We start from the raw sequence: 19493 nt of genomic DNA, 5'->3' as shown, positions 1-19493 counted from the left end.
CACAAGTTAGGCCGGTGCTGCCGGTTGGCAACGCATGAACTGTCGCAGGGGAATACTATGCGCCCGGTAAATGCCGGGATCAGGAAAAATGCGTATCGAAATCAATCAGATGCGCAGATTGCCGCGTGTTCAGCAAGGATGTCATCCCGGGCGATCGGACAATGCAACGCATTGGCTGTGAGACCCGGGACCTACTTTTACGCTTGCGCAGATTTCTGAGTGGCTCCCGGATCGCGCCCACATGCCAGATGGAGAAAATCTCGCGGGCGCGTCCGGGATGACAATGGGAGAGGGCGATAGAGCCCGCCCCCTTACGACGTCGCGGGCTTGGATTGCAGCTGGATGTAATTGGGAAGGCCGATCTGCTCGATCAGCCGGAACTGAGTCTGGAGGAAATCGACATGCTCCTCCTCGCTTTCCAGGATGTCCTCGAACAGCTCGCGCGAGACGTAATCGCTGACCTTTTCGGAATGGGCGATGGCTTCGCGGAGCAGGGGGATGGCGTCGAGCTCGAGCGAAAGGTCGCAGCCGAGAATCTCCTGCACGTTTTCGCCGATGCGAAGCTTGCCGAGGTCTTGCAGGTTGGGAAGGCCGCCTAAGAAGAGCACGCGCTTGATGAGCTTGTCGGCGTGCTTCATCTCATCGATTGATTCCTCGTACTCTTTCTTGGCGAGGATCGTCACGCCCCAATCATCCAGCATGCGATAATGCAGGAAATACTGATTAATGGCGGTTAATTCGTTCTTGATGGCAAGGTTCAGGAAGCGGATCACCTCCGCATCGCCCTGAATGGAGGCCTTAGGCGAGGGGCCTATTCCGCCGCCGCCAGTACCGGTTGGCCCAGAGTTTCCACCATTTGCTGGATCGTTTCCTGACATCGCCCGCAATTCCTTTTAACGCCGCAATGGGCATAGACTTCATCCGCCGAACGGGCACCGGCTTCGATGGCCGATTCCACTTTGGCATTATTCAAGTTATTGCAGACACAGATTATCATCTAGTGGTCCTGATTCACCCAGATTCCCTCAGAGCCGCCAAAGCGACCGTCGCCTAGAAGATATGTGTCTGCGACTGAGTGTCAATAACGGCAACTACGGATGGTAAATGCGTCTCGTTTTGACATATTGTTGCGCACAGCCTGTGGAAAACCGCTGGAGATATCGCGCGGGGCTCTGAATTTCCTGGGATTTTCAGTGCTTGACGCTTTCGGAATCGGCGCATATAAGGCGCCACCTTTCAGGGCAGGCCGTCCCAAGCGGAAACGCTGCTGGAAAGTCAGTTCATAGCGTTGAAACGCGTGACTCGGAGCCTGGCTCCCAGTCCTCCGCGCTGTGACCGGGAACGGAGCTTGCTCCGGGCTCGGTGTTTTGTTTCTGCCGTATGTTCGCATACGGACGGTCTTGGAAGAGCGCGGGGCGAAAGTCTCGCAAAGAGTAGCCAGCGGGGTAGGTCCCGCAAAGGAAACGGAAGTAGGAATGCCGACGATCAATCAGCTGATCCGCAAGCCTCGCGGCACCAAGCCGAAGCGCAACAAGGTGCCGGCTCTGCAGCATTGCCCGCAGAAGCGCGCTGTTTGCACGCGCGTTTACACCACCACCCCGAAGAAGCCGAACTCGGCTTTGCGTAAGGTGGCGAAGGTTCGTTTGACGAACGGCTACGAAGCACTGACCTACATCCCGGGCGAAGGCCATAACCTGCAGGAGCACTCGGTGGTGCTGATCCGCGGCGGCCGCGTGAAGGACTTGCCGGGCGTGCGCTATCACATCATCCGCGGCGTGCTCGACACGCAGGGCGTCAAGGACCGCAAGCAGCGCCGTTCGCTTTATGGCGCGAAGCGTCCGAAGTAAGAATTAAGGAGAACACCGATGGCCCGTCGCCGCCGCGCAGACCGCCGCGAAATCAACCCGGACGCCAAGTTTGGCGATCTGGTTGTCGCCAAGTTCATGAACAGCCTGATGTACGACGGCAAGAAGTCCGCCGCTGAAGGCATTATGTATGGCGCCTTTGACGTCATCGCTCAGAAGACCAAGCAGGATCCGCTGCAGGTTTTCCACGAAGCGCTGCGCAATGTTTCGCCGGCTCTGGAAGTTCGTTCGCGCCGCGTTGGTGGTGCGACCTATCAGGTTCCGGTCGAAGTTCGTCAGGATCGCTCGCGCGCCCTGGCCATCCGCTGGATCATTACTGCCGCGCGCGGCCGTAACGAGACCACGATGACCGGTCGTCTCTCGGGCGAATTGCTCGATGCGTTCCAGAACCGTGGTTCTGCCGTCAAGAAGCGTGAAGACACGCACAAGATGGCCGATGCCAACCGCGCCTTCTCGCATTATCGCTGGTAATTGGCCCCTAAACTGACCCCTCAAAAGGACTAGTCCCGTGGCGCGTACGACCCCGCTCGAAAATTATCGCAACATCGGCATTGCCGCGCATATCGATGCCGGCAAGACGACGACGACCGAGCGCATTCTCTACTACACCGGCAAGAGCCATAAGATCGGTGAAGTGCACGATGGTGCCGCCACCATGGACTTCATGGAACAGGAACAGGAGCGCGGCATCACCATCACGTCCGCCGCGACGACCTGCTTCTGGAAAGACCACCGCATCAACATCATCGACACCCCCGGCCACGTGGACTTCACCATTGAGGTGGAACGTTCCATGCGCGTGCTCGACGGTGCCGTTGCCGTGTTCGACGCCGTGGCCGGCGTGGAGCCCCAGTCCGAAACCGTGTGGCGTCAGGCGGACAAGTATCACGTTCCGCGCATCTGCTTCGTCAACAAGATGGACCGCATGGGTGCCAACTTCCAGCGTTGCGTCGACATGATGATCGACCGCCTGGGCACCCGTCCGATGATCATCACCTGGCCGATCGGCGCGGAAGCCGATTTCAAGGGCATCATCGACATCGTTTCGATGAAGGCGCTGGTCTGGCACGAAGAACAGCTTGGTGCGAAGTACGACGTCATCGACATCCCGGCCGAATATGCCGACAAGGCTGCTCAGCTGCATTCCGAGCTGGTCGAAATGGCCGTTGAGCTCGACGATGCCGCCATGGAAGCCTATCTCGAAGGCACCGAGCCCTCGATCGACGCGCTGAAGTCGATGATCCGCAAGGGTACCTTTGCCTTCAAGTTCGTCCCCGTGATGTGCGGTTCTGCCTTCAAGAACAAGGGCGTGCAGCCGCTTCTTGATGCCGTGGTTGATTTCCTGCCGTCGCCGCTCGACATTCCGGCGGTGAAGGGCGTTGTCCCGCACAAGGAAACCGAAGTTGAGCGCGCTGCCGACGATAAGGCGCCGTTCTCTGGCCTCGCGTTCAAGATCATGGACGACCCCTTCGTCGGTTCGATCACCTTCGTGCGCGTCTATTCGGGCTCCGTGACCTCCGGTTCGTCGGTCCTGAACTCCGTAAAGGACAAGAACGAGCGCGTTGGCCGTATGCTTTTGATGCATGCGAACTCCCGTGAAGACGTCAAGGAAGCCAATGCGGGCGACATCGTTGCTTTCGCGGGCCTCAAGCTGACGACCACTGGTGAAACCCTCTGCGATCCCAACAACCCGGTGATCCTGGAGCGCATGGAATTCCCCGATCCGGTTATCGAAATCGCGATCGAGCCGAAGACCAAGGCCGACCAGGAAAAGATGGGTATGGCGCTGCAGCGTCTTGCTCAGGAAGATCCGTCCTTCCGCGTGTCGTCCGACACCGAGAGCGGCCAGACCATCCTGAAGGGCATGGGCGAACTGCATCTCGAAATTAAGGTCGACATCCTGAAGCGTACCTACAAGGTCGATGCCAATGTCGGCGCGCCGCAGGTGGCCTATCGCGAGACGCTGACCAAGCCGATCACGATCGACTACACCCACAAGAAGCAGACCGGTGGTTCGGGCCAGTTCGCCCGCGTCAAGATCGAGTTCGAGCCGCTTGAAGCTGGTTCGGGTTTCGTCTTCGAGAACGACGTCGTCGGCGGTACCGTGCCGAAGGAATACATCCCGTCGGTCGAAAAGGGCATCAAGGCTCAGAAGGAATCCGGTCTCATCGCTGGCTTCCCGGTCATCGACTTCAAGGCCAAGCTGATTGACGGCGCCTACCACGAAGTTGACTCCAACGCCTTGACCTTCGATATCGCAGCCCGCGCTGCGTTCCGTGAACTGGCCGAGAAGAAGGCTGCGAAGCTGCTCGAGCCGATCATGAAGGTCGAAGTTGTGACGCCGGAAGACTTCCTTGGTGGCGTCATCGGCGATCTGAACTCCCGTCGTGGTCAGGTGCAGGGCACCGACAGCCGCGGCAATGCTCAGGTTGTCACCGCGATGGTGCCGCTCGCCAACATGTTCGGCTACATCAATACCCTGCGTTCGATGTCTCAGGGCCGCGCCCAGTATTCGATGCAGTTCGATCACTACGACACTGTGCCGGCGGCAATCGCCGACACGATCAAGTCCAAGTAATCGCCTACCGTAATCGTAATCGCCAATAGGAGATAGCAATGGCGAAGGCCAAATTTGAGCGGACGAAGCCGCACTGCAACATTGGGACGATCGGCCATGTGGACCATGGCAAGACGTCTTTGACGGCTGCGATCACGAAGGTGCTGGCGGAAGCTGGCCGTGCGAACTTCACCGCCTACGACCAGATCGACAAGGCGCCGGAAGAGAAGGCGCGTGGTATCACCATCAACACGGCGCACGTGGAATACGAGACGGAAGGCCGTCACTATGCCCACGTCGACTGCCCCGGCCACGCTGACTATGTGAAGAACATGATCACCGGTGCGGCGCAGATGGACGGCGCGATCCTGGTGGTGTCCGCAGCTGACGGCCCGATGCCGCAGACCCGTGAGCACATCCTGCTTGCCCGCCAGGTTGGCGTGCCGGCGCTGGTGGTGTTCATGAACAAGTGCGACATGGTCGACGATCCGGAACTGCTCGACCTCGTGGAAATGGAAGTGCGCGAGCTGCTTTCGTCCTACGAATTCCCGGGCGACGATATTCCGATCATCCGCGGTTCGGCCCTTGTGGCGCTCGAGAATGGCGATGCCAAGCTCGGCCATGATGCGGTCCTCGCCCTGATGAAGGCGGTTGACGACTACATCCCGCAGCCGGCCCGTCCGCTGGACCAGCCGTTCCTGATGCCGATCGAAGACGTGTTCTCGATCTCTGGCCGTGGCACCGTGGTGACCGGCCGTGTCGAACGCGGCATGGTGAAGGTTGGCGAGACCGTCGAAATCATCGGCATCCGTCCGACGACCTCGACGACCGTGACCGGCGTTGAAATGTTCCGCAAGCTGCTCGATCAGGGCCAGGCTGGCGACAACATCGGCGCGCTGCTGCGCGGCGTTGATCGTACGGGCGTGGAACGCGGTCAGGTTCTGGCGAAGCCGGGTTCGATCACCCCGCACACCCAGTTCTCCGCTGGTATCTACGTGCTGAACAAGGACGAAGGCGGCCGTCATACGCCGTTCTTCACGAACTATCGCCCGCAGTTCTATTTCCGCACCACCGACGTGACCGGTGTTGTGAAGCTGCCGGAAGGCACCGAAATGGTGATGCCGGGTGACAACGTGACGATCGAAGTTGAACTGATCGTTCCGATCGCGATGGAAGAAAAGCTGCGCTTCGCTATCCGCGAAGGCGGCCGTACCGTCGGCTCGGGCGTCGTCTCCAAGATCATTAAGTGACGAGCCGAAAGGCTGGTCGTCCCCGGCTTCGGACTGCCGGTGCTGCGAGAGCAGCTCAGGCAGCCGGGCAGGGGAGGTAAGTCGAGGAAGGTTGTTAAGGAAGTTAGCTATGCAGGGTCAAAACATTCGGATCAGGCTCAAGGCCTTCGATCACCGCATCCTCGACAATTCGACGCGGGAAATCGTCAACACGGCGAAGCGCACAGGCGCCCAGGTTCGCGGACCGATTCCGCTGCCCACGGGCATTGAACGCTTCACCGTGAACCGTTCCCCGCACATCGACAAAAAGAGCCGCGAACAGTTCGAAATCCGGACTCACAAGCGCCTCCTCGACATCATCGACCCTACACCACAAACGGTTGACGCTTTGATGAAGCTCGACCTTGCGGCCGGCGTCGACGTCGAAATCAAGCTTTAAGGAGTAAGCGCGATGCGCACAGGCGTCATCACGCAGAAGGTTGGCATGACCCGCCTCTTTTTAGAGGACGGCCGTCATGTGCCCGTCACGGTGCTGAAGCTCGATGGCTGTCAGGTCGTGTCCACCCGCAGCGATGAAAAAGACGGCTACACGGCCGTTCAGCTCGGTTCGGGCTTTGCCAAACCCAAGCGTCTTTCCAAGGCCGATCGCGGCCAGTTTGCCAAGGCGGAAGTCGAGCCCAAGCGTAAGCTTGCCGAATTCCGTGTCGATGCAGAAAATCTGCTCGAAGTGGGCGATGTCATCAAAGCCGACCATTTTGTGGCCGGTCAGAAGGTGGACGTCACGGGCGTCACCATCGGTCGCGGTTTCACCGGCGCTATGAAGCGTTGGAACTTCCGCGGTCTTGAAGCATCCCACGGCGTGTCGATCTCGCATCGCTCGCTGGGTGGTACCGGTGGCCGTCAGGACCCGGGCAAGACCTTCAAGAACAAGAAGATGCACGGCCATTATGGCGTTGATCGCGTCACCACCCAGAACCTGGAAGTGGCGAAGGTCGATGTCGAGCGCGGTCTGATCATGGTGCGCGGCTCTGTGCCGGGCTCCAAGGGCGGCTGGGTGTTCATTCGTGACGCCGTGAAGCGCGATCTCCCCAAGGAGGCTCCGAAGCCTGCTTCTGTTCAGAAGAAGGCGGAGGGCTGATAGATGAAAACGCAAGTCCTTACTCTCGATAACAAGGCGAACGGCGAGGTTGAACTCTCCGACGCCATCTACGGCCTCGAGCCGCGCCAGGACCTGATCCAGCGCGTCGTGGTGTGGCAGCTCGCAAAGCGCCGCTCCGGTACGCACCAGATCCTGACCCGTGGTGAAGTGGACCGCACCAAGAAGAAGTTCGGCAACCAGAAGGGCGGCGGCGGTGCTCGTCACGGCCAGCGTTCGGCCCCTCTGTTCGTCGGTGGCGCCAAGGCCATGGGCCCTGTCTCCCACAGCCATGAGTTCGCTCTTCCCAAGAAGATCCGCGCTCTCGGCCTGAAGCATGCGCTCTCCGCCAAGGCGAAGGCCGGTGCGATCGTGGTGCTCGACGAAGCCAAGTCCGCTGAGGTCAAGACCAACGCGCTGGCCAAGAAGCTCTCCGCCCTGGGCGCCAAGAAGGCCCTGGTCGTGGACGGCGAATTCGACGCCAACTTCGCGCTTTCGGCCCGCAACATTGCTGACGTCTCGCTGCTGCCGATGGCCGGTCTGAATGTCTATGACATCGTCCGCGCCGAGAAGCTGGTTCTGACGTCCGCCGCCGTTAAGGCGATTGAGGAGCGACTGGCATGACCACGACCCATCACGACGTCATCCTGTCGCCGGTGATCACGGAAAAGGCGACCAAGCTGACCGACCACAATCAGGTCGTGTTCCGCGTGCCGCTGGATGCTACCAAGCCCGCGATCTCCAAGGCCGTTGAAGAAGTGTTCAAGGTTAAAGTGAAGGCCGTGAACACGGTGCGCGTCAAAGGCAAGACGAAGGCCTTCCGCGGCACCCGCTTCAAGCGGAGCGATTTCAAGAAAGCGATCGTGACCCTCGAAGAGGGCCATCAGATCGATATTACGACGGGGCTGTAAGTCATGGCGCTCAAGCAATATCGACCCACGACGCCCGGTCAGCGCCAATTGGTGCTCATCGATCGCACGGGTCTTCACAAGGGTGGCCCCGTCAAGGCGCTCACCGAAGGTCAGACCAAGAACGGTGGCCGCAACAACACGGGCCGCGTCACGGTCCGTTGGCAGGGTGGCGGTCACAAGCAGCGCTACCGCATCGTCGACTTCAAGCGTACGAAGTTCGATGTGCCGGCGATCGTGGAACGTCTGGAATATGACCCGAACCGCACCTCCTTCATCGCTCTGGTGAAGTACAAGGACGGTGAGCTGGCCTATATCCTGGCGCCGCAGCGCCTCGCCGTTGGCGACACGGTTGTGTCGGGTGACAAGGTGGACGTGAAGCCGGGCAATGCGATGAAACTCGCGGCCCTGCCGGTCGGCACCATCATCCACAACATCGAGATGAAGCCGGGCAAGGGCGGTCAGATCGCTCGTTCGGCTGGCACCTACGCCCAGTATCTGGGCCGCGACGCCGGTTATGCCATTCTGCGCCTGAATTCGGGCGAAGTGCGCAAAGTGCGCCTGGAATGCATGGCCACTGTCGGTGCGGTGTCCAATCCGGACCACATGAACGAAGTGATCGGCAAGGCCGGCCGCAACGTCTGGAAGGGCAAGCGCCCGTCCGTCCGTGGTACCGCGATGAACCCGATCGATCACCCCCACGGTGGTGGTGAAGGCCGTACCAAGGGTGGCCGTAATCCGGTTACGCCTTGGGGTAAGCCGACCAAGGGCGCCAAGACGCGCAAGAACAAGCGTACCACGAAGTACATCGTGCGTTCGCGCCACGGTAAGACGACGCAAGGGTAATTGAGATGACACGTTCCGTTTGGAAAGGCCCGTTTGTCGACGGATATCTGCTGAAAAAGGCAGAAGGCACCCGTTCGTCCGGTCGGAAGGACGTGATCAAGACCTGGTCGCGTCGTTCCACCATCCTGCCGCAGTTCGTCGGTCTCACCTTCGGCGTCTACAACGGCAAGAAGCACATTCCCGTTCTCGTCACCGAGGACATGGTGGGCCACAAGCTCGGCGAGTTTTCGCCGACCCGCACCTTCCACGGTCATGGTGGCGGCGCTGACAAGAAAGCGAAGAGGGACTAATGGGCAAGGAAGCACGCGCCCGCGTTCTCGCGGATAATCAGGCGAAGGCGATCGGACGTATGATCCGCGTCTCCCCGCGCAAGCTCAACCTCGTGGCGCAGACGATCCGCGGCAAGAGGGCTGAAGCGGCTCTTAACGAGCTCACCTTCTCCGAGAAGCGCATCGCGACGGTGGTGAAGAAGGTTCTGCAGTCGGCGATCGCCAATGCGGAAAACAACCACGACCTCGACGTCGACAACCTGGTGGTCAAGTCCGCCACCGTCGGCAAGAACCTCGTGATGAAGCGCTTCCATGCGCGCGCCCGCGGTCGCGGCGCAGGCATCGAGAAGCCCTTCAGCCAGATCACCATCGTGGTCGAGGAGCTGAAGGAAGAGGAAGTCAAGAAGGCGAAAGCCGCGAAGGCTGAGGCCAAGAAAGCAGCTGCTGCCAAGCGGCTCGCGAAGAAGGCTGTTGCCGCGAAGGAGAATGCGTAATGGGTCAGAAAGTTAATCCGACCGGCCTTCGCCTCGGCATCAACCGGACCTGGGACTCCCGCTGGTATGCCGGCAAGAAGGAATACGGCAAGTACCTTCAGGAAGACATCAAGATCCGCGACTACCTGACCGAGAAGCTTAAGGCTGCCGGCGTCTCCCGCGTGATCATCGAGCGTCCGCACAAGAAGTGCCGCATCACCATCCACTCGGCGCGTCCGGGCGTGGTGATCGGCAAGAAGGGTGCCGACATCGAGAAGCTGAAGGCCGACGTTCAGAAGTACACGACTGACGAAGTGCACCTGAACATCGTCGAAATCCGCAAGCCGGAAATCGATGCCAAGCTCGTGGCTGAGAATATTGCTCAGCAGCTCGAGCGCCGCGTCGCCTTCCGCCGCGTGATGAAGCGCGCCGTTCAGTCGGCCATGCGCCTCGGCGCCCAGGGCATCCGCATCAATTGCGGCGGTCGTCTGGGTGGCGCGGAAATCGCCCGCCTCGAGTGGTACCGTGAAGGTCGCGTGCCGCTGCACACGCTGCGCGCCGACATCGACTACGGTATCGCCACCGCGAAGACCACCTATGGCACCTGCGGCGTCAAGGTCTGGATCTTCAAGGGCGAGATCATGGAGCACGATCCCTTTGCCGTTGAAAAGCGCAATGCGGAGAACACCGATCAGGGCCGTGGCAACCAGCAGGAACGTAAGGAACGCGGTGACCGCACTCCTTCGAATGCTGGCGAATAAGACGGAAAGAAAAGCGCCATGCTTCAACCGAAACGTACAAAGTTCCGCAAACAGCACAAGGGCCGCATCCACGGCGTCGCCAAGGGCGGCACGTATCTGGCCTTTGGGCAGTTCGGCCTGAAAGCGCTCGAACCGGAACGCATCAATGCCCGCGAAATCGAAGCGGCTCGCCGCGCGATCACCCGCGAAATGAAGCGCGCCGGCCGCGTCTGGATCCGCGTCTTCCCGGATGTGCCGGTGTCGAAAAAGCCTGCCGAAGTCCGCATGGGCTCCGGTAAGGGTGCGCCGGAATTCTGGGTGGCCAAGGTCAAGCCGGGCCGCATTCTGTTCGAGATCGACGGTGTCGATTTGGAGACCGCCAAAGAGGCCATGCGCCTCGGCGCCGCCAAGCTGTCGATCGCGACCAAATTCATCGCTCGCGTGGAGTAGGACATGGCTGCGAAGAAAACCGACAAAGTGGCCTCCGCCAAGACTGCGTCCAAGGCCGACGACTTCCGCACCAAGAGCGCGGATGAACTCAGCGAGCAGATCGCCAAGCTGAAGAAGGAGCAGTTCAACCTGCGCTTCCAGAAGGCGAATGGCCAGCTTGAGAAGACCAATCGCATCCGCGAAGTCCGCCGCGACATCGCCCGGATCGAAACGATCCTGGCGGAACAGCGCCGCAAGGCCGTTTGAGGAGAATGAAACATGCCTAAGCGCGTGCTGCAGGGTGTGGTCGTCAGCGACAAGAACGAGAAGACCGTGGTGGTCAACGTGGAACGCCGTTTCACGCACCCGGTGATGGGCAAGACTGTCCGCCGTTCGAAGAAGTACCACGCTCATGTCGAGACCGGCGAATACAAGGTCGGCGACATCGTTCGTATTCAGGAATGCCGTCCGATCTCCAAGCTGAAGAGCTGGGAAGTGGTCGAACGTGTCGTCACCGGCAAGTAAGCCAGGCGAGCATCGGGAGTAGAATAATATGATTCAGATGTCGACCGAGCTTGACGTTGCCGACAACTCTGGTGCCCGTCGCGTGATGTGCATCAAGGTTCTCGGCGGGTCCAAGCGCCGTTACGCGGACGTTGGCGACACCATCGTCGTCTCCGTCAAGGAAGCCATTCCGCGCGGGCGCGTGAAAAAGGGCGAAGTCCTCAAGGCCGTTGTTGTGCGTACCGCCCATGGCGTGCGCCGTCCCGACGGCAGCTTGATCCGCTTCGACGGCAATGCCGCCGTGCTGGTCAACAACCAGGGCGAACCGATCGGAACACGTATTTTTGGACCGGTTACGCGCGAACTCCGTGCGAAAAACCACATGAAGATCATTTCGCTGGCGCCGGAGGTGCTCTGAGATGAGTGCGAAGATTAAGAAAGGCGACCGGGTGATCGTCACCACGGGCCGCGATAAGGGCAAGAAGGGCGAAGTCCTGAAGGTTATTCCGAAGGACAACCGCGCCGTCGTGTCCGGTGTGAACACCGCGAAGCGCCATACCAAGGCAAGCCAGCGCAATCCGCAGGGCGGCATCGTCAACAAGGACCAGCCGATCGAGCTGTCCAACCTGGCGCTGATCGATCCCAAGTCGGGCGAAGCCACGCGCGTGGGCTGGAAAGTTCTCGGCGACGGACGCCGGGTGCGCGTTGCGAAGAAGTCCGGTGAGGTAATCGATGTCTGACGCAGGTAAGAAGGCCCCAAAGGGCGGCAACCCCATCGAGAAGGCCAAAGCGGAAGCCAAGGCCGACAAGAAGGCCAAGAAGGGTGCCGATAAGGCCGCTGGGACGCAGATTGCCGTTGGCGAGATCGCCACGGACCCGAACTACATCCCGCGTTTCAAGAAGCGCTACAACGAAGTCGTTCGTCCGGCGCTGATGAAGGAATTCGGCTACACCAACCCGCTGCAGGTTCCGAAGATCTCCAAGATCGTTCTGAACATCGGCGCCGGTGAAGGCTCGCAGGACACCAAGAAGATCCAGGCCGCCCAGAATGACCTGACGGCGATTGCCGGCCAAAAGGCCGTGATCACCCGGGCCAAGAAGGCGATCTCGACCTTCAAGATCACCGCTGGCCGTCCGGTCGGCGTGAAGGTCACGCTGCGCCAGGACCGCATGTACGAATTCTTGGACCGTCTGGTGACCATGGCTCTGCCGCGTCAGCGCGACTTCCGTGGCCTGAATGGCAAGAGCTTTGATGGACGTGGCAACTACGCCCTTGGCCTCAAGGAACACATCATCTTCGTCGAAATCGACTACGATAAGACCGAGACCGTGTGGGGCATGGACATCATCATCAATACGACTGCGAAGACCGACGAAGAAGCCAAAGCGCTTCTCAAGGGCTTCCAGTTCCCCTTCGTGAACTGACGGCGAGGCGTTATGGCGAAGACTTCACAGATCAATCGCAATAAGAAACGCGAAAAGCTGGTGGCGCAGTACGCTGTCCGCCGGGCCGAGCTCAAGGCGAAGGCGAAAGACCCGAACGTGCCGGTCGAGGAGCAGTTCGCTGCTCGTCTGAAGCTGGCGAAACTGCCGCGGAACTCTTCGAAGGTTCGCGTCAAGCATCGCTGCGACCTGTCGGGCCGTTCGAAGGGCTATTACCGCAAGCTGAAGCTGTCGCGTATCGCGCTGCGTCAGTTGGCGAATTTCGGCCAGATCCCTGGCATGACCAAGGCGAGCTGGTAAGGAGACACGGAACCATGGCGATTTCCGATCCCATTGGCGATTTGATCACGCGCATCCGCAACGGGCAGCTGCGCGGCAAGACGAAGATTACGTCGCCGAATTCGCGCCTGCGCACCGCGCTGCTCGATGTTCTGCAGACCGAAGGCTACATCCGCGGCTATGCCGAGGTGGAGTTCAAGGACGGCATCAAGGAACTCGAGATCGAGCTCAAGTATCATGAAGGCCGTCCGGTGATCCGCGAATTGAAGCGCGTTTCCACCCCGGGCCGCCGCGTCTACGCCTCGGTGAAGGAGCTGAAGCCCCACCGCCAAGGCCTTGGCGTCAGCATCGTTTCGACGCCGCAGGGCGTGATGACCGACTCTACCGCCCGCGAAAAGAACGTCGGCGGCGAAGTCCTCTGCCAGGTGTTCTAGGAGAAGCTCTATGTCTCGTATCGGCAAGAAGCCGGTTGCGCTGCCGAAGGGGGTTACCGCCTCCATCGATGGCCAGACGGTCAAAGTCAAAGGTCCCAAGGGCGAGCTCTCTGTCACGCTGGTGGAAGAGGTTGCGGCCAAGTTGGACGATCACGGCGTCACCATCACGCCGCGCGAAGGTTTCGACCGCGCGCCGCAGATGTGGGGTCTGTCGCGTACCCTCGTGAACAATCTCGTGGTGGGTGTCACCACGGGCTTTTCCGAGAAGTTGGAAATCCTCGGCGTCGGTTATCGCGCCGCGGTTCAGGGCAAGACCCTGCAGTTGCAGCTCGGTTTCAGCCACGATGTGAACTATCCGATCCCGGAAGGCATCACCATCGTCGCTGAGAAGCCGACCTCGCTGACCATCTCGGGCATGAACAAGCAGCTCGTGGGCCAGGTCGCGGCCGAGATCCGTTCTTGGCGTTCCCCGGAGCCCTATAAGGGCAAAGGCGTGCGCTATGCGAACGAGTATGTTCGTCGCAAGGAAGGCAAGAAGAAATGACGATTTCTCTTTTCGATCGCCGCAAGCGGCGCAACCGTTATCGTCTGGTGCAGAATGCGGGCGGCCGTCCGCGTCTGTCCGTCTTCCGCTCGGGCCGCCACATCTACGCCCAGGTCATCGACGACCTGGCCGGCGCCACCCTGGCTCAGGCTTCGACCCACGAGAAGGAGCATCCCGTCTCCAAGTCGTGGAACATCGATGCCGCCAAGGAAGTGGGCAAGCTCGTTGCAGAGCGCGCCATTGCCGCCGGTGTGAAGAAGGTCGTGTTCGACCGCGGCGGGTACATTTATCATGGGCGCGTCAAGGCGCTCGCGGATGCCGCCCGTGAGGGCGGTCTGGAATTCTGAGGAAGGAACAGCACGTGGCGCGTGAAGGAAGAGAACGCGGCGATCGCGAAGAGCGTGACAGCGAATTCGTCGATAAGCTGGTCCACATCAACCGTGTTGCCAAGGTGGTGAAGGGCGGCCGTCGTTTCGGCTTTGCTGCTCTCGTCGTCGTCGGTGACCAGCGCGGCCGGGTCGGTTTCGGCCACGGCAAGGCGCGTGAAGTGCCGGAAGCCATCCGCAAGGCGACGGACGAGGCCAAGAAGTCCTTGGTTCGCGTTCCGCTGAAGGACGGCCGCACGCTTCATCATGAAGTGGTCGGTCATCATGGCGCAGGCAAGGTTGTGGTGCGTCCCGCCCCGCAGGGTACCGGCATCATCGCCGGCGGTCCGATGCGTGCGGTGTTCGAAGCGCTTGGCGTTGGCGACGTTGTCGCCAAGTCGCTCGGCACCTCGAACCCCTACAACATGGTTCGCGCCGCTTTCGACGCCCTCAAGCAGCAGCAGTCGCCGCGCCTCGTCGCGCAGCGCCGCGGTCGCTCGGTGGCCGAGATCATCTCGCGCCGTGAAAAGGGCGCGACGGCTGAACCCACCGGCGCATAAGGAAGTACGACCATGGCCGACGAAAAGAAGACCATCACCGTGAAGCAGGTGCGCTCAGCCGCCCGGCGTCCGGCGATCCAGACGGCGACCCTCAAGGGTCTGGGCCTGGGCAAGATGCATCGCACCCGCACGCTGGAGGACACTCCGTCCGTGCGCGGCATGATCCGCTCGGTCCAGCACCTGGTCGAGATTGTCGAAGAGAGCAAGTAACATGAAACTCAACGAAATCGCCAACAACCCGGGCGCGACGAAGAAGAAGACCAAGGTTGGCCGCGGTTCCTCTTCGGGCCTCGGCAAGACGTGCGGTCGCGGCGTGAAGGGTGCGAAGGCCCGTACCGGTAATGCCGTGTACGGCTTCGAAGGCGGCCAGATGCCGCTGCACATGCGCATGCCGAAGCGCGGCTTCAACAACATCTTCGGCACCGATTTCGCCGAGATCAACCTGGGCCGTCTCCAGAAGGCGGTGGACGAGAAGAAGATCGACGTTTCGGCGAAGATCGACCTTCCGGCGCTGAAGGCGGCGGGCCTTGTGTCCAAGTCGCGTGATGGCGTCCGTCTGCTGGCCAAGGGCGAGCTCAGCGCGAAGCTGAACCTCGAAGTGGCTGGTGCCTCCAAATCGGCTGTGGAAGCGGTCGAGAAGGCGGGCGGCTCGGTGGTTGTGACCTACAAGAAGAAGGTCACCGCCAACAAGAAGGGCGAGCCCGGTAAGCGCCAACAGCGCCGTATCGATTCCGCCAAAAAACGAGCCGAGCGTAACGGGTAAAGCTCCCCTATATAGGGAGTGACCCCGATTCGGAGTGAGTGATGCCTTCAGCAGCCGAACAACTTGCCGCGAACTTCAACTTTGGCAACTTTGCCAAAGCCAAAGAGCTGCGGCAGCGTATCATGTTCACCTTGGGCGCGCTGATCGTCACTCGCATCGGCACTTATATCCCCATGCCGGGCATCGACCCGGCTGGGCTTGCTCGCTTCATCGGCGAGCAGGGCGGCGGTCTGCTCGACATCTTCAACACCCTTGCGGGTGGTGCGGTGTCGCGCATGGCCATCTTCGCCCTCGGCATTATGCCCTACATCTCTGCCTCGATTATCATGCAGCTCTTCACCACGGTTTTCCCGGAGCTGGAAAACCTGAAGAAGGAAGGCGCCGCAGGGCAGAAGATCATCAACCAGTATACCCGCTACGGCACGGTCGGCCTCGCTGCGGTTCAGGCTTTCGCGATTGCGATCGGTCTGGAGCACGGGCAGGGCATCGTCCTTGAGCCTGGCTGGTTCTTCCGGATTTCCGCGGTCATTACCCTGACCGGCGGCACCATGCTCCTGATGTGGCTGGGTGAGCAGATCACCAGCCGCGGCGTCGGCAACGGCATTTCGCTGATCATTTTTGCCGGTATCGTGGCCCGTTTCCCCTCCATCATCGGTCAAGAGCTGGAAAAGGCCCGCACCGGCGCCATCAGCCCGCTGGTCCTGATTTTCTTCGCGGTTTTCGCCGTGGTTCTGGTCGCTGTGATTGTCTTCATGGAGCGCGCCCAGCGCCGTCTCCTGGTGCAATATCCCAAGCGCCAGCAGGGTAACCGCATGTTCGGCGGCGAATCCTCGCATCTGCCGCTGAAGCTCAACGTCTCGGGCGTTATCCCGCCGATCTTTGCCTCGTCGATCCTGCTCATGCCGATGACGGTGGCGCAGTTCAACGCGGCGAGCCTGCCCGATTGGGCGACCTCGGTGATCCAGGTGATCTCCCGTGGCCAGCCGCTCTACTTGTTCCTCTATGGGGCGATGATCATCTTCTTCGCCTTCTTCTACACCTCCATCGTCTTCAATCCCGAGGAAACCGCCGAGAATCTCAAGAAGTATGGCGGCTTCATCCCGGGCATCCGCCCCGGCAAGAAGACGGCGGAATATATCGACTTCGTGCTTACGCGCTGCACCGTGATCGGCTCCTTGTATCTGGCTGTTGTGTGCCTGATCCCGGAATTCATGTGGCAGAGCAATGTCTCCTTCGCCTTGGGCGGGACCTCACTGCTTATCGTTGTCAGCGTGACTATGGATACGGTCGCGCAGATCCAGAGCCATCTGATCGCGCAGCAATATGAGGGTCTGATCAAGAAAGCGAAGTTGAGGGGGGCACGCCGTTGAATCTCGTACTGTTTGGACCGCCCGGTTCGGGCAAAGGCACGCAAGCCAAAATCCTCCAAGAGGGGCAGGGCTGGCCGCAACTTTCCACTGGCGACATGCTGCGCGCGGCCATCGCCGCCGGCACGGAGCTCGGCAAGAAGTGCAAGGCGATCATCGATGCGGGGCAGCTCGTTTCTGATGAAATTGTGATCGGCATCATCTCCGAACGTTACGACCAGCCGGACTGCGCCAAGGGCGCCATCTTTGATGGTTTTCCGCGCACCATTCCGCAGGCCGAAGCCCTTGATTCGATGCTGAAGGCCCGCGACAAGCAGATCGATCTCGTGATCGAGCTCAAGGTCGATGATTCTGTGCTGATTTCACGCGTCGAAGCCCGTATCGCCCAGTCGGGCGGGGCGGCGCGTGCGGACGATACCCCCGAGACGCTGAAAGCCCGTCTTGAGGTCTATTACAAGAATACCGCTCCGTTACTGGAGTACTATAAAAAGCAGGGCAAACTCGTCACGGTTGACGGCATGGCGCCGATTGCCGAGGTGACCAAAGCCATTGCTGCGGTAATCGAAAAGGCCGGGTCGAAGTAGGTTCGGGCGGCGTTGGGAGTAGGGCGTCCCCCGGGGGCGTCAAGTGGAGTAATCCTTAAGAGTTGACTGCGGGGCGGCCATCCCTATAATCCGCCGCCCTGTGGCTGATTTCTAAGGAAATCAAGTCTTCTCAAGGTGTTAGGCGGAATCGCCGAATCTTGAGGGGTGTGTCGCAACTGAAATAACAATGAAATCTGGGCAATAGCCCAGGCGGAGAAGGTCCCGTGGCACGTATTGCCGGTGTGAACATTCCTACCCAGAAGCAGGTCTGGATCGGCCTGCGCTATATTCACGGTATTGGCCCGGCAAAGGCCAAGGAAATCTGTGATAAGACGGGCATTGCCCCGACGCGCCGTGTCCACGACCTGACGGATGCTGAAGTCATCCAGATCCGTGAAGTGATCGACCGCGATTACCTGGTTGAAGGCGATCTGCGTCGTGAAATTTCGATGAACATCAAGCGCTTGATGGATTTGGGCTGCTACCGCGGTCTGCGCCATCGTAAGAACCTGCCGGTTCGCGGCCAGCGCACGCATACCAACGCGCGCACCCGCAAGGGTCCCGCCCGCGCCATCGCCGGCAAGAAGAAGGTGACGAAGTAAAATGGCCGCTTCCGATAAGAAGGCGCCGCGCGCCCGTAAGAAAGAAAAGAAGAACGTTGTCGTGGGCGTCGCGCATGTTGCGGCCACTTTCAACAACACCATCATCACCATCACCGATCCGGCTGGCAATGCCATCTCCTGGTCGTCGGCTGGCATGATGGGCTTCAAGGGTTCGCGCAAGTCCACGCCGTATGCCGCTCAGGTGGCTGCTGAAGACGCTGGCAAGAAGGCCGTTGAACACGGCATGCGCTCGCTCGAAGTGGAAGTGTCTGGTCCGGGTTCGGGCCGTGAATCTGCGCTGCGCGCGCTGCAGACCGTTGGTCTCGTTGTGACGTCCATCCGTGACGTGACGCCGATCCCGCACAACGGCTGCCGTCCGCCGAAGCGCCGCCGCGTCTAATCGCGGTGTAAAGATTGTACGGCCGGGGCAGGAGCGTCGGCCGTACTTTCTGTTGAGAGTTTGGGCCGCGCGAGTGGTTCCGCAAAGTTCGGAAGTGAGTACCCGTCGAACGCAATGGGCGTTATCCGAGACGTCCGGGAAACGATGAGGCAATATGTTTCAGAAGAATTGGCAAGAACTGATCAAGCCGCAAAAGCTGCGCATTGAACCTGGTCATGAGCCGGGCCGCGTAGCTACGATTATCGCCGAACCGCTGGAACGCGGTTTCGGTCTGACGCTCGGCAATGCGCTGCGTCGCGTGCTGCTGTCCTCGCTGCAGGGCGCTGCCGTGACCTCGATCCAGATCGAGGGCGTGCTGCATGAATTCTCGTCCATTGCGGGCGTGCGCGAAGACGTGACGGACATCGTCCTGAACATCAAGCAGGTCGCGCTGCGCATGCATGCCGAAGGCCCCAAGCGCCTGTCGCTCAAGGTCACCGGCCCGGGCGAAGTGAAGGCTGGCGACATCCAGGCTGTGGCCGATGTCGAAGTCCTGAACCCCGAGCTCGTCATCTGCACGCTGGACGACAAGGTCGAGTTCCGCATGGAACTGACGGTCAACACCGGCAAGGGCTATGTCCCGGCCGATCGCAACCGTCCTGAAGATGCCCCCATCGGCCTCATCGCCGTGGACAGCCTCTTCTCGCCGGTCAAGAAAGTCTCCTACAAGGTCGAGAACACCCGCGAAGGGCAGATCCTCGACTATGACAAGCTGACGCTGGTCGTGGAAACCAATGGCGCCATCACGCCGGATAACGCCGTGGCCTATGCCGCGCGCATCCTGCAGGATCAGCTCCAGGTCTTCATCAACTTCGAAGAGCCGCGCGAGCGCGTCACCGAAGAAGCCAAGCCCGATCTTGCTTTCAACCCGGTCCTCCTCAAGAAGGTGGACGAGCTGGAACTGTCGGTGCGTTCGGCCAACTGCCTCAAGAACGACAACATCGTCTACATCGGCGACCTTATCCAGAAGACCGAGGCGGAAATGCTCCGTACCCCGAACTTCGGGCGCAAGTCGCTGAACGAGATCAAGGCGGTGCTGGCGGAAATGGGACTGCATCTCGGCATGGAAGTGCCGGGCTGGCCGCCGGAAAACATCGAAGACCTCGCCAAGCGGTACGAGGATCAATACTAAGGTTTGCACTCCCGCCTATGGCGGCG

General features: G+C 60.3%; 32 protein-coding genes. 30 read left to right on the top strand and 2 right to left on the bottom strand.

Features of this window, described 5'->3' with window-relative positions; translation table 11 throughout:
* Window positions 1-311: 311 nt before the first annotated feature.
* Together bfr and FHS83_RS19935 are read right to left on the bottom strand one after the other, a co-directional pair.
* Window positions 312-791 (bottom strand): bacterioferritin, encoded by a 480-nt coding sequence (bfr, locus tag FHS83_RS18115; RefSeq protein ID WP_167085630.1) that lies wholly within the window; start codon window positions 789-791, stop codon window positions 312-314.
* A gap of 20 nt (window positions 792-811) precedes the next feature.
* Window positions 812-997, bottom strand: a complete 186-nt coding sequence (locus tag FHS83_RS19935) for a (2Fe-2S)-binding protein (protein WP_167084721.1) — start codon at window positions 995-997, stop codon at window positions 812-814.
* Between the two features lie 478 nt (window positions 998-1475).
* Here FHS83_RS19935 and rpsL point away from each other — a divergent pair, with 478 nt between their 5' ends.
* The 30 genes from rpsL (at window position 1476) to FHS83_RS17960 (ending at window position 19467) form a co-directional block, all read left to right on the top strand.
* Window positions 1476-1847, top strand: coding sequence for a 30S ribosomal protein S12 (gene rpsL / locus FHS83_RS18105; RefSeq protein WP_167084719.1), 372 nt, complete (start codon window positions 1476-1478; stop codon window positions 1845-1847).
* A gap of 18 nt (window positions 1848-1865) precedes the next feature.
* Complete coding sequence (gene rpsG / locus FHS83_RS18100; RefSeq protein ID WP_167084717.1) at window positions 1866-2336, top strand: 30S ribosomal protein S7; 471 nt, start codon at window positions 1866-1868, stop codon at window positions 2334-2336.
* A gap of 37 nt (window positions 2337-2373) precedes the next feature.
* Window positions 2374-4443: an elongation factor G gene (gene fusA, locus FHS83_RS18095; RefSeq protein WP_167084715.1), complete on the top strand. Its 2070-nt coding sequence runs from the start codon at window positions 2374-2376 to the stop codon at window positions 4441-4443.
* A gap of 38 nt (window positions 4444-4481) precedes the next feature.
* Window positions 4482-5672: an elongation factor Tu gene (gene tuf / locus FHS83_RS18090; protein ID WP_167084713.1), complete on the top strand. Its 1191-nt coding sequence runs from the start codon at window positions 4482-4484 to the stop codon at window positions 5670-5672.
* Between the two features lie 109 nt (window positions 5673-5781).
* On the top strand, window positions 5782-6090 hold the full coding sequence (rpsJ, locus tag FHS83_RS18085; RefSeq protein ID WP_166930691.1) for a 30S ribosomal protein S10: 309 nt from the start codon (window positions 5782-5784) through the stop codon (window positions 6088-6090).
* 12 nt (window positions 6091-6102) lie between these two features.
* Window positions 6103-6789 (top strand): 50S ribosomal protein L3, encoded by a 687-nt coding sequence (gene rplC, locus FHS83_RS18080; RefSeq protein ID WP_167084711.1) that lies wholly within the window; start codon window positions 6103-6105, stop codon window positions 6787-6789.
* A 3-nt stretch (window positions 6790-6792) separates the two neighbouring features.
* The gene (gene rplD, locus FHS83_RS18075) at window positions 6793-7410 is read left to right on the top strand and encodes a 50S ribosomal protein L4 (protein WP_167084709.1); all 618 of its coding nucleotides are present in this window, start codon (window positions 6793-6795) and stop codon (window positions 7408-7410) included.
* Window positions 7407-7697 carry a 50S ribosomal protein L23 gene (locus FHS83_RS18070; RefSeq protein WP_167084707.1) on the top strand — a complete coding sequence of 97 codons (291 nt, stop codon included), beginning with the start codon at window positions 7407-7409 and terminating at the stop codon, window positions 7695-7697. The genes rplD and FHS83_RS18070 overlap by 4 nt, the downstream gene beginning before the upstream one ends.
* Window positions 7698-7700: 3 nt before the next feature.
* A complete protein-coding gene (rplB, locus tag FHS83_RS18065) occupies window positions 7701-8540 on the top strand; it encodes a 50S ribosomal protein L2 (protein ID WP_167084704.1) in 840 nt (279 codons plus the stop codon).
* A gap of 5 nt (window positions 8541-8545) precedes the next feature.
* A complete protein-coding gene (gene rpsS, locus FHS83_RS18060; RefSeq protein ID WP_167084702.1) occupies window positions 8546-8830 on the top strand; it encodes a 30S ribosomal protein S19 in 285 nt (94 codons plus the stop codon).
* Window positions 8830-9303, top strand: a complete 474-nt coding sequence (rplV, locus tag FHS83_RS18055; protein WP_167084700.1) for a 50S ribosomal protein L22 — start codon at window positions 8830-8832, stop codon at window positions 9301-9303. Before rpsS ends, rplV begins: the two co-directional genes overlap by 1 nt.
* Entirely contained in the window at window positions 9303-10043 is a 741-nt protein-coding gene (gene rpsC / locus FHS83_RS18050) for a 30S ribosomal protein S3 (RefSeq protein ID WP_167084698.1), read from the top strand. The genes rplV and rpsC overlap by 1 nt, the downstream gene beginning before the upstream one ends.
* An 18-nt stretch (window positions 10044-10061) precedes the next feature.
* On the top strand, window positions 10062-10472 hold the full coding sequence (gene rplP / locus FHS83_RS18045; protein ID WP_167084696.1) for a 50S ribosomal protein L16: 411 nt from the start codon (window positions 10062-10064) through the stop codon (window positions 10470-10472).
* A gap of 3 nt (window positions 10473-10475) precedes the next feature.
* The gene (rpmC, locus tag FHS83_RS18040; protein ID WP_167084695.1) at window positions 10476-10718 is read left to right on the top strand and encodes a 50S ribosomal protein L29; all 243 of its coding nucleotides are present in this window, start codon (window positions 10476-10478) and stop codon (window positions 10716-10718) included.
* A 12-nt stretch (window positions 10719-10730) separates the two neighbouring features.
* A complete protein-coding gene (gene rpsQ, locus FHS83_RS18035; protein ID WP_167084693.1) occupies window positions 10731-10976 on the top strand; it encodes a 30S ribosomal protein S17 in 246 nt (81 codons plus the stop codon).
* A 28-nt stretch (window positions 10977-11004) separates the two neighbouring features.
* A complete protein-coding gene (rplN, locus tag FHS83_RS18030; RefSeq protein ID WP_167084691.1) occupies window positions 11005-11373 on the top strand; it encodes a 50S ribosomal protein L14 in 369 nt (122 codons plus the stop codon).
* A 1-nt stretch (window position 11374) separates the two neighbouring features.
* Window positions 11375-11695 (top strand): 50S ribosomal protein L24, encoded by a 321-nt coding sequence (gene rplX, locus FHS83_RS18025; RefSeq protein ID WP_167084689.1) that lies wholly within the window; start codon window positions 11375-11377, stop codon window positions 11693-11695.
* Complete coding sequence (gene rplE, locus FHS83_RS18020) at window positions 11688-12380, top strand: 50S ribosomal protein L5 (RefSeq protein WP_167084687.1); 693 nt, start codon at window positions 11688-11690, stop codon at window positions 12378-12380. Before rplX ends, rplE begins: the two co-directional genes overlap by 8 nt.
* 12 nt (window positions 12381-12392) lie before the next feature.
* Window positions 12393-12698 (top strand): 30S ribosomal protein S14, encoded by a 306-nt coding sequence (rpsN, locus tag FHS83_RS18015; protein ID WP_167084685.1) that lies wholly within the window; start codon window positions 12393-12395, stop codon window positions 12696-12698.
* Between the two features lie 14 nt (window positions 12699-12712).
* Window positions 12713-13111: a 30S ribosomal protein S8 gene (gene rpsH / locus FHS83_RS18010; RefSeq protein WP_167084683.1), complete on the top strand. Its 399-nt coding sequence runs from the start codon at window positions 12713-12715 to the stop codon at window positions 13109-13111.
* A 10-nt stretch (window positions 13112-13121) separates the two neighbouring features.
* On the top strand, window positions 13122-13655 hold the full coding sequence (gene rplF / locus FHS83_RS18005) for a 50S ribosomal protein L6 (protein WP_167084681.1): 534 nt from the start codon (window positions 13122-13124) through the stop codon (window positions 13653-13655).
* The gene (rplR, locus tag FHS83_RS18000) at window positions 13652-14002 is read left to right on the top strand and encodes a 50S ribosomal protein L18 (RefSeq protein WP_167084679.1); all 351 of its coding nucleotides are present in this window, start codon (window positions 13652-13654) and stop codon (window positions 14000-14002) included. The genes rplF and rplR overlap by 4 nt, the downstream gene beginning before the upstream one ends.
* A gap of 14 nt (window positions 14003-14016) precedes the next feature.
* The gene (gene rpsE, locus FHS83_RS17995) at window positions 14017-14580 is read left to right on the top strand and encodes a 30S ribosomal protein S5 (RefSeq protein WP_167084676.1); all 564 of its coding nucleotides are present in this window, start codon (window positions 14017-14019) and stop codon (window positions 14578-14580) included.
* A gap of 12 nt (window positions 14581-14592) precedes the next feature.
* The gene (rpmD, locus tag FHS83_RS17990; RefSeq protein WP_167084674.1) at window positions 14593-14790 is read left to right on the top strand and encodes a 50S ribosomal protein L30; all 198 of its coding nucleotides are present in this window, start codon (window positions 14593-14595) and stop codon (window positions 14788-14790) included.
* 1 nt (window position 14791) lies between these two features.
* Entirely contained in the window at window positions 14792-15343 is a 552-nt protein-coding gene (rplO, locus tag FHS83_RS17985; RefSeq protein ID WP_167084672.1) for a 50S ribosomal protein L15, read from the top strand.
* Between the two features lie 41 nt (window positions 15344-15384).
* The gene (secY, locus tag FHS83_RS17980) at window positions 15385-16713 is read left to right on the top strand and encodes a preprotein translocase subunit SecY (protein ID WP_167084670.1); all 1329 of its coding nucleotides are present in this window, start codon (window positions 15385-15387) and stop codon (window positions 16711-16713) included.
* On the top strand, window positions 16710-17294 hold the full coding sequence (locus FHS83_RS17975) for an adenylate kinase (RefSeq protein ID WP_167084668.1): 585 nt from the start codon (window positions 16710-16712) through the stop codon (window positions 17292-17294). Before secY ends, FHS83_RS17975 begins: the two co-directional genes overlap by 4 nt.
* Before the next feature lie 224 nt (window positions 17295-17518).
* Window positions 17519-17896, top strand: coding sequence for a 30S ribosomal protein S13 (gene rpsM / locus FHS83_RS17970; RefSeq protein WP_167084666.1), 378 nt, complete (start codon window positions 17519-17521; stop codon window positions 17894-17896).
* Window position 17897: 1 nt separating this feature from the next.
* A complete protein-coding gene (gene rpsK / locus FHS83_RS17965; RefSeq protein WP_167084664.1) occupies window positions 17898-18296 on the top strand; it encodes a 30S ribosomal protein S11 in 399 nt (132 codons plus the stop codon).
* Window positions 18297-18450: 154 nt separating this feature from the next.
* The gene (locus FHS83_RS17960; protein ID WP_167084662.1) at window positions 18451-19467 is read left to right on the top strand and encodes a DNA-directed RNA polymerase subunit alpha; all 1017 of its coding nucleotides are present in this window, start codon (window positions 18451-18453) and stop codon (window positions 19465-19467) included.
* Window positions 19468-19493 lie beyond the last annotated feature (26 nt).

Origin of the sequence: Rhizomicrobium palustre, from assembly GCF_011761565.1 — a bacterium.
GTDB classification, from domain to species: domain Bacteria; phylum Pseudomonadota; class Alphaproteobacteria; order Micropepsales; family Micropepsaceae; genus Rhizomicrobium; species Rhizomicrobium palustre.
This window is presented reverse-complemented; position numbering and strand designations above follow the sequence as displayed.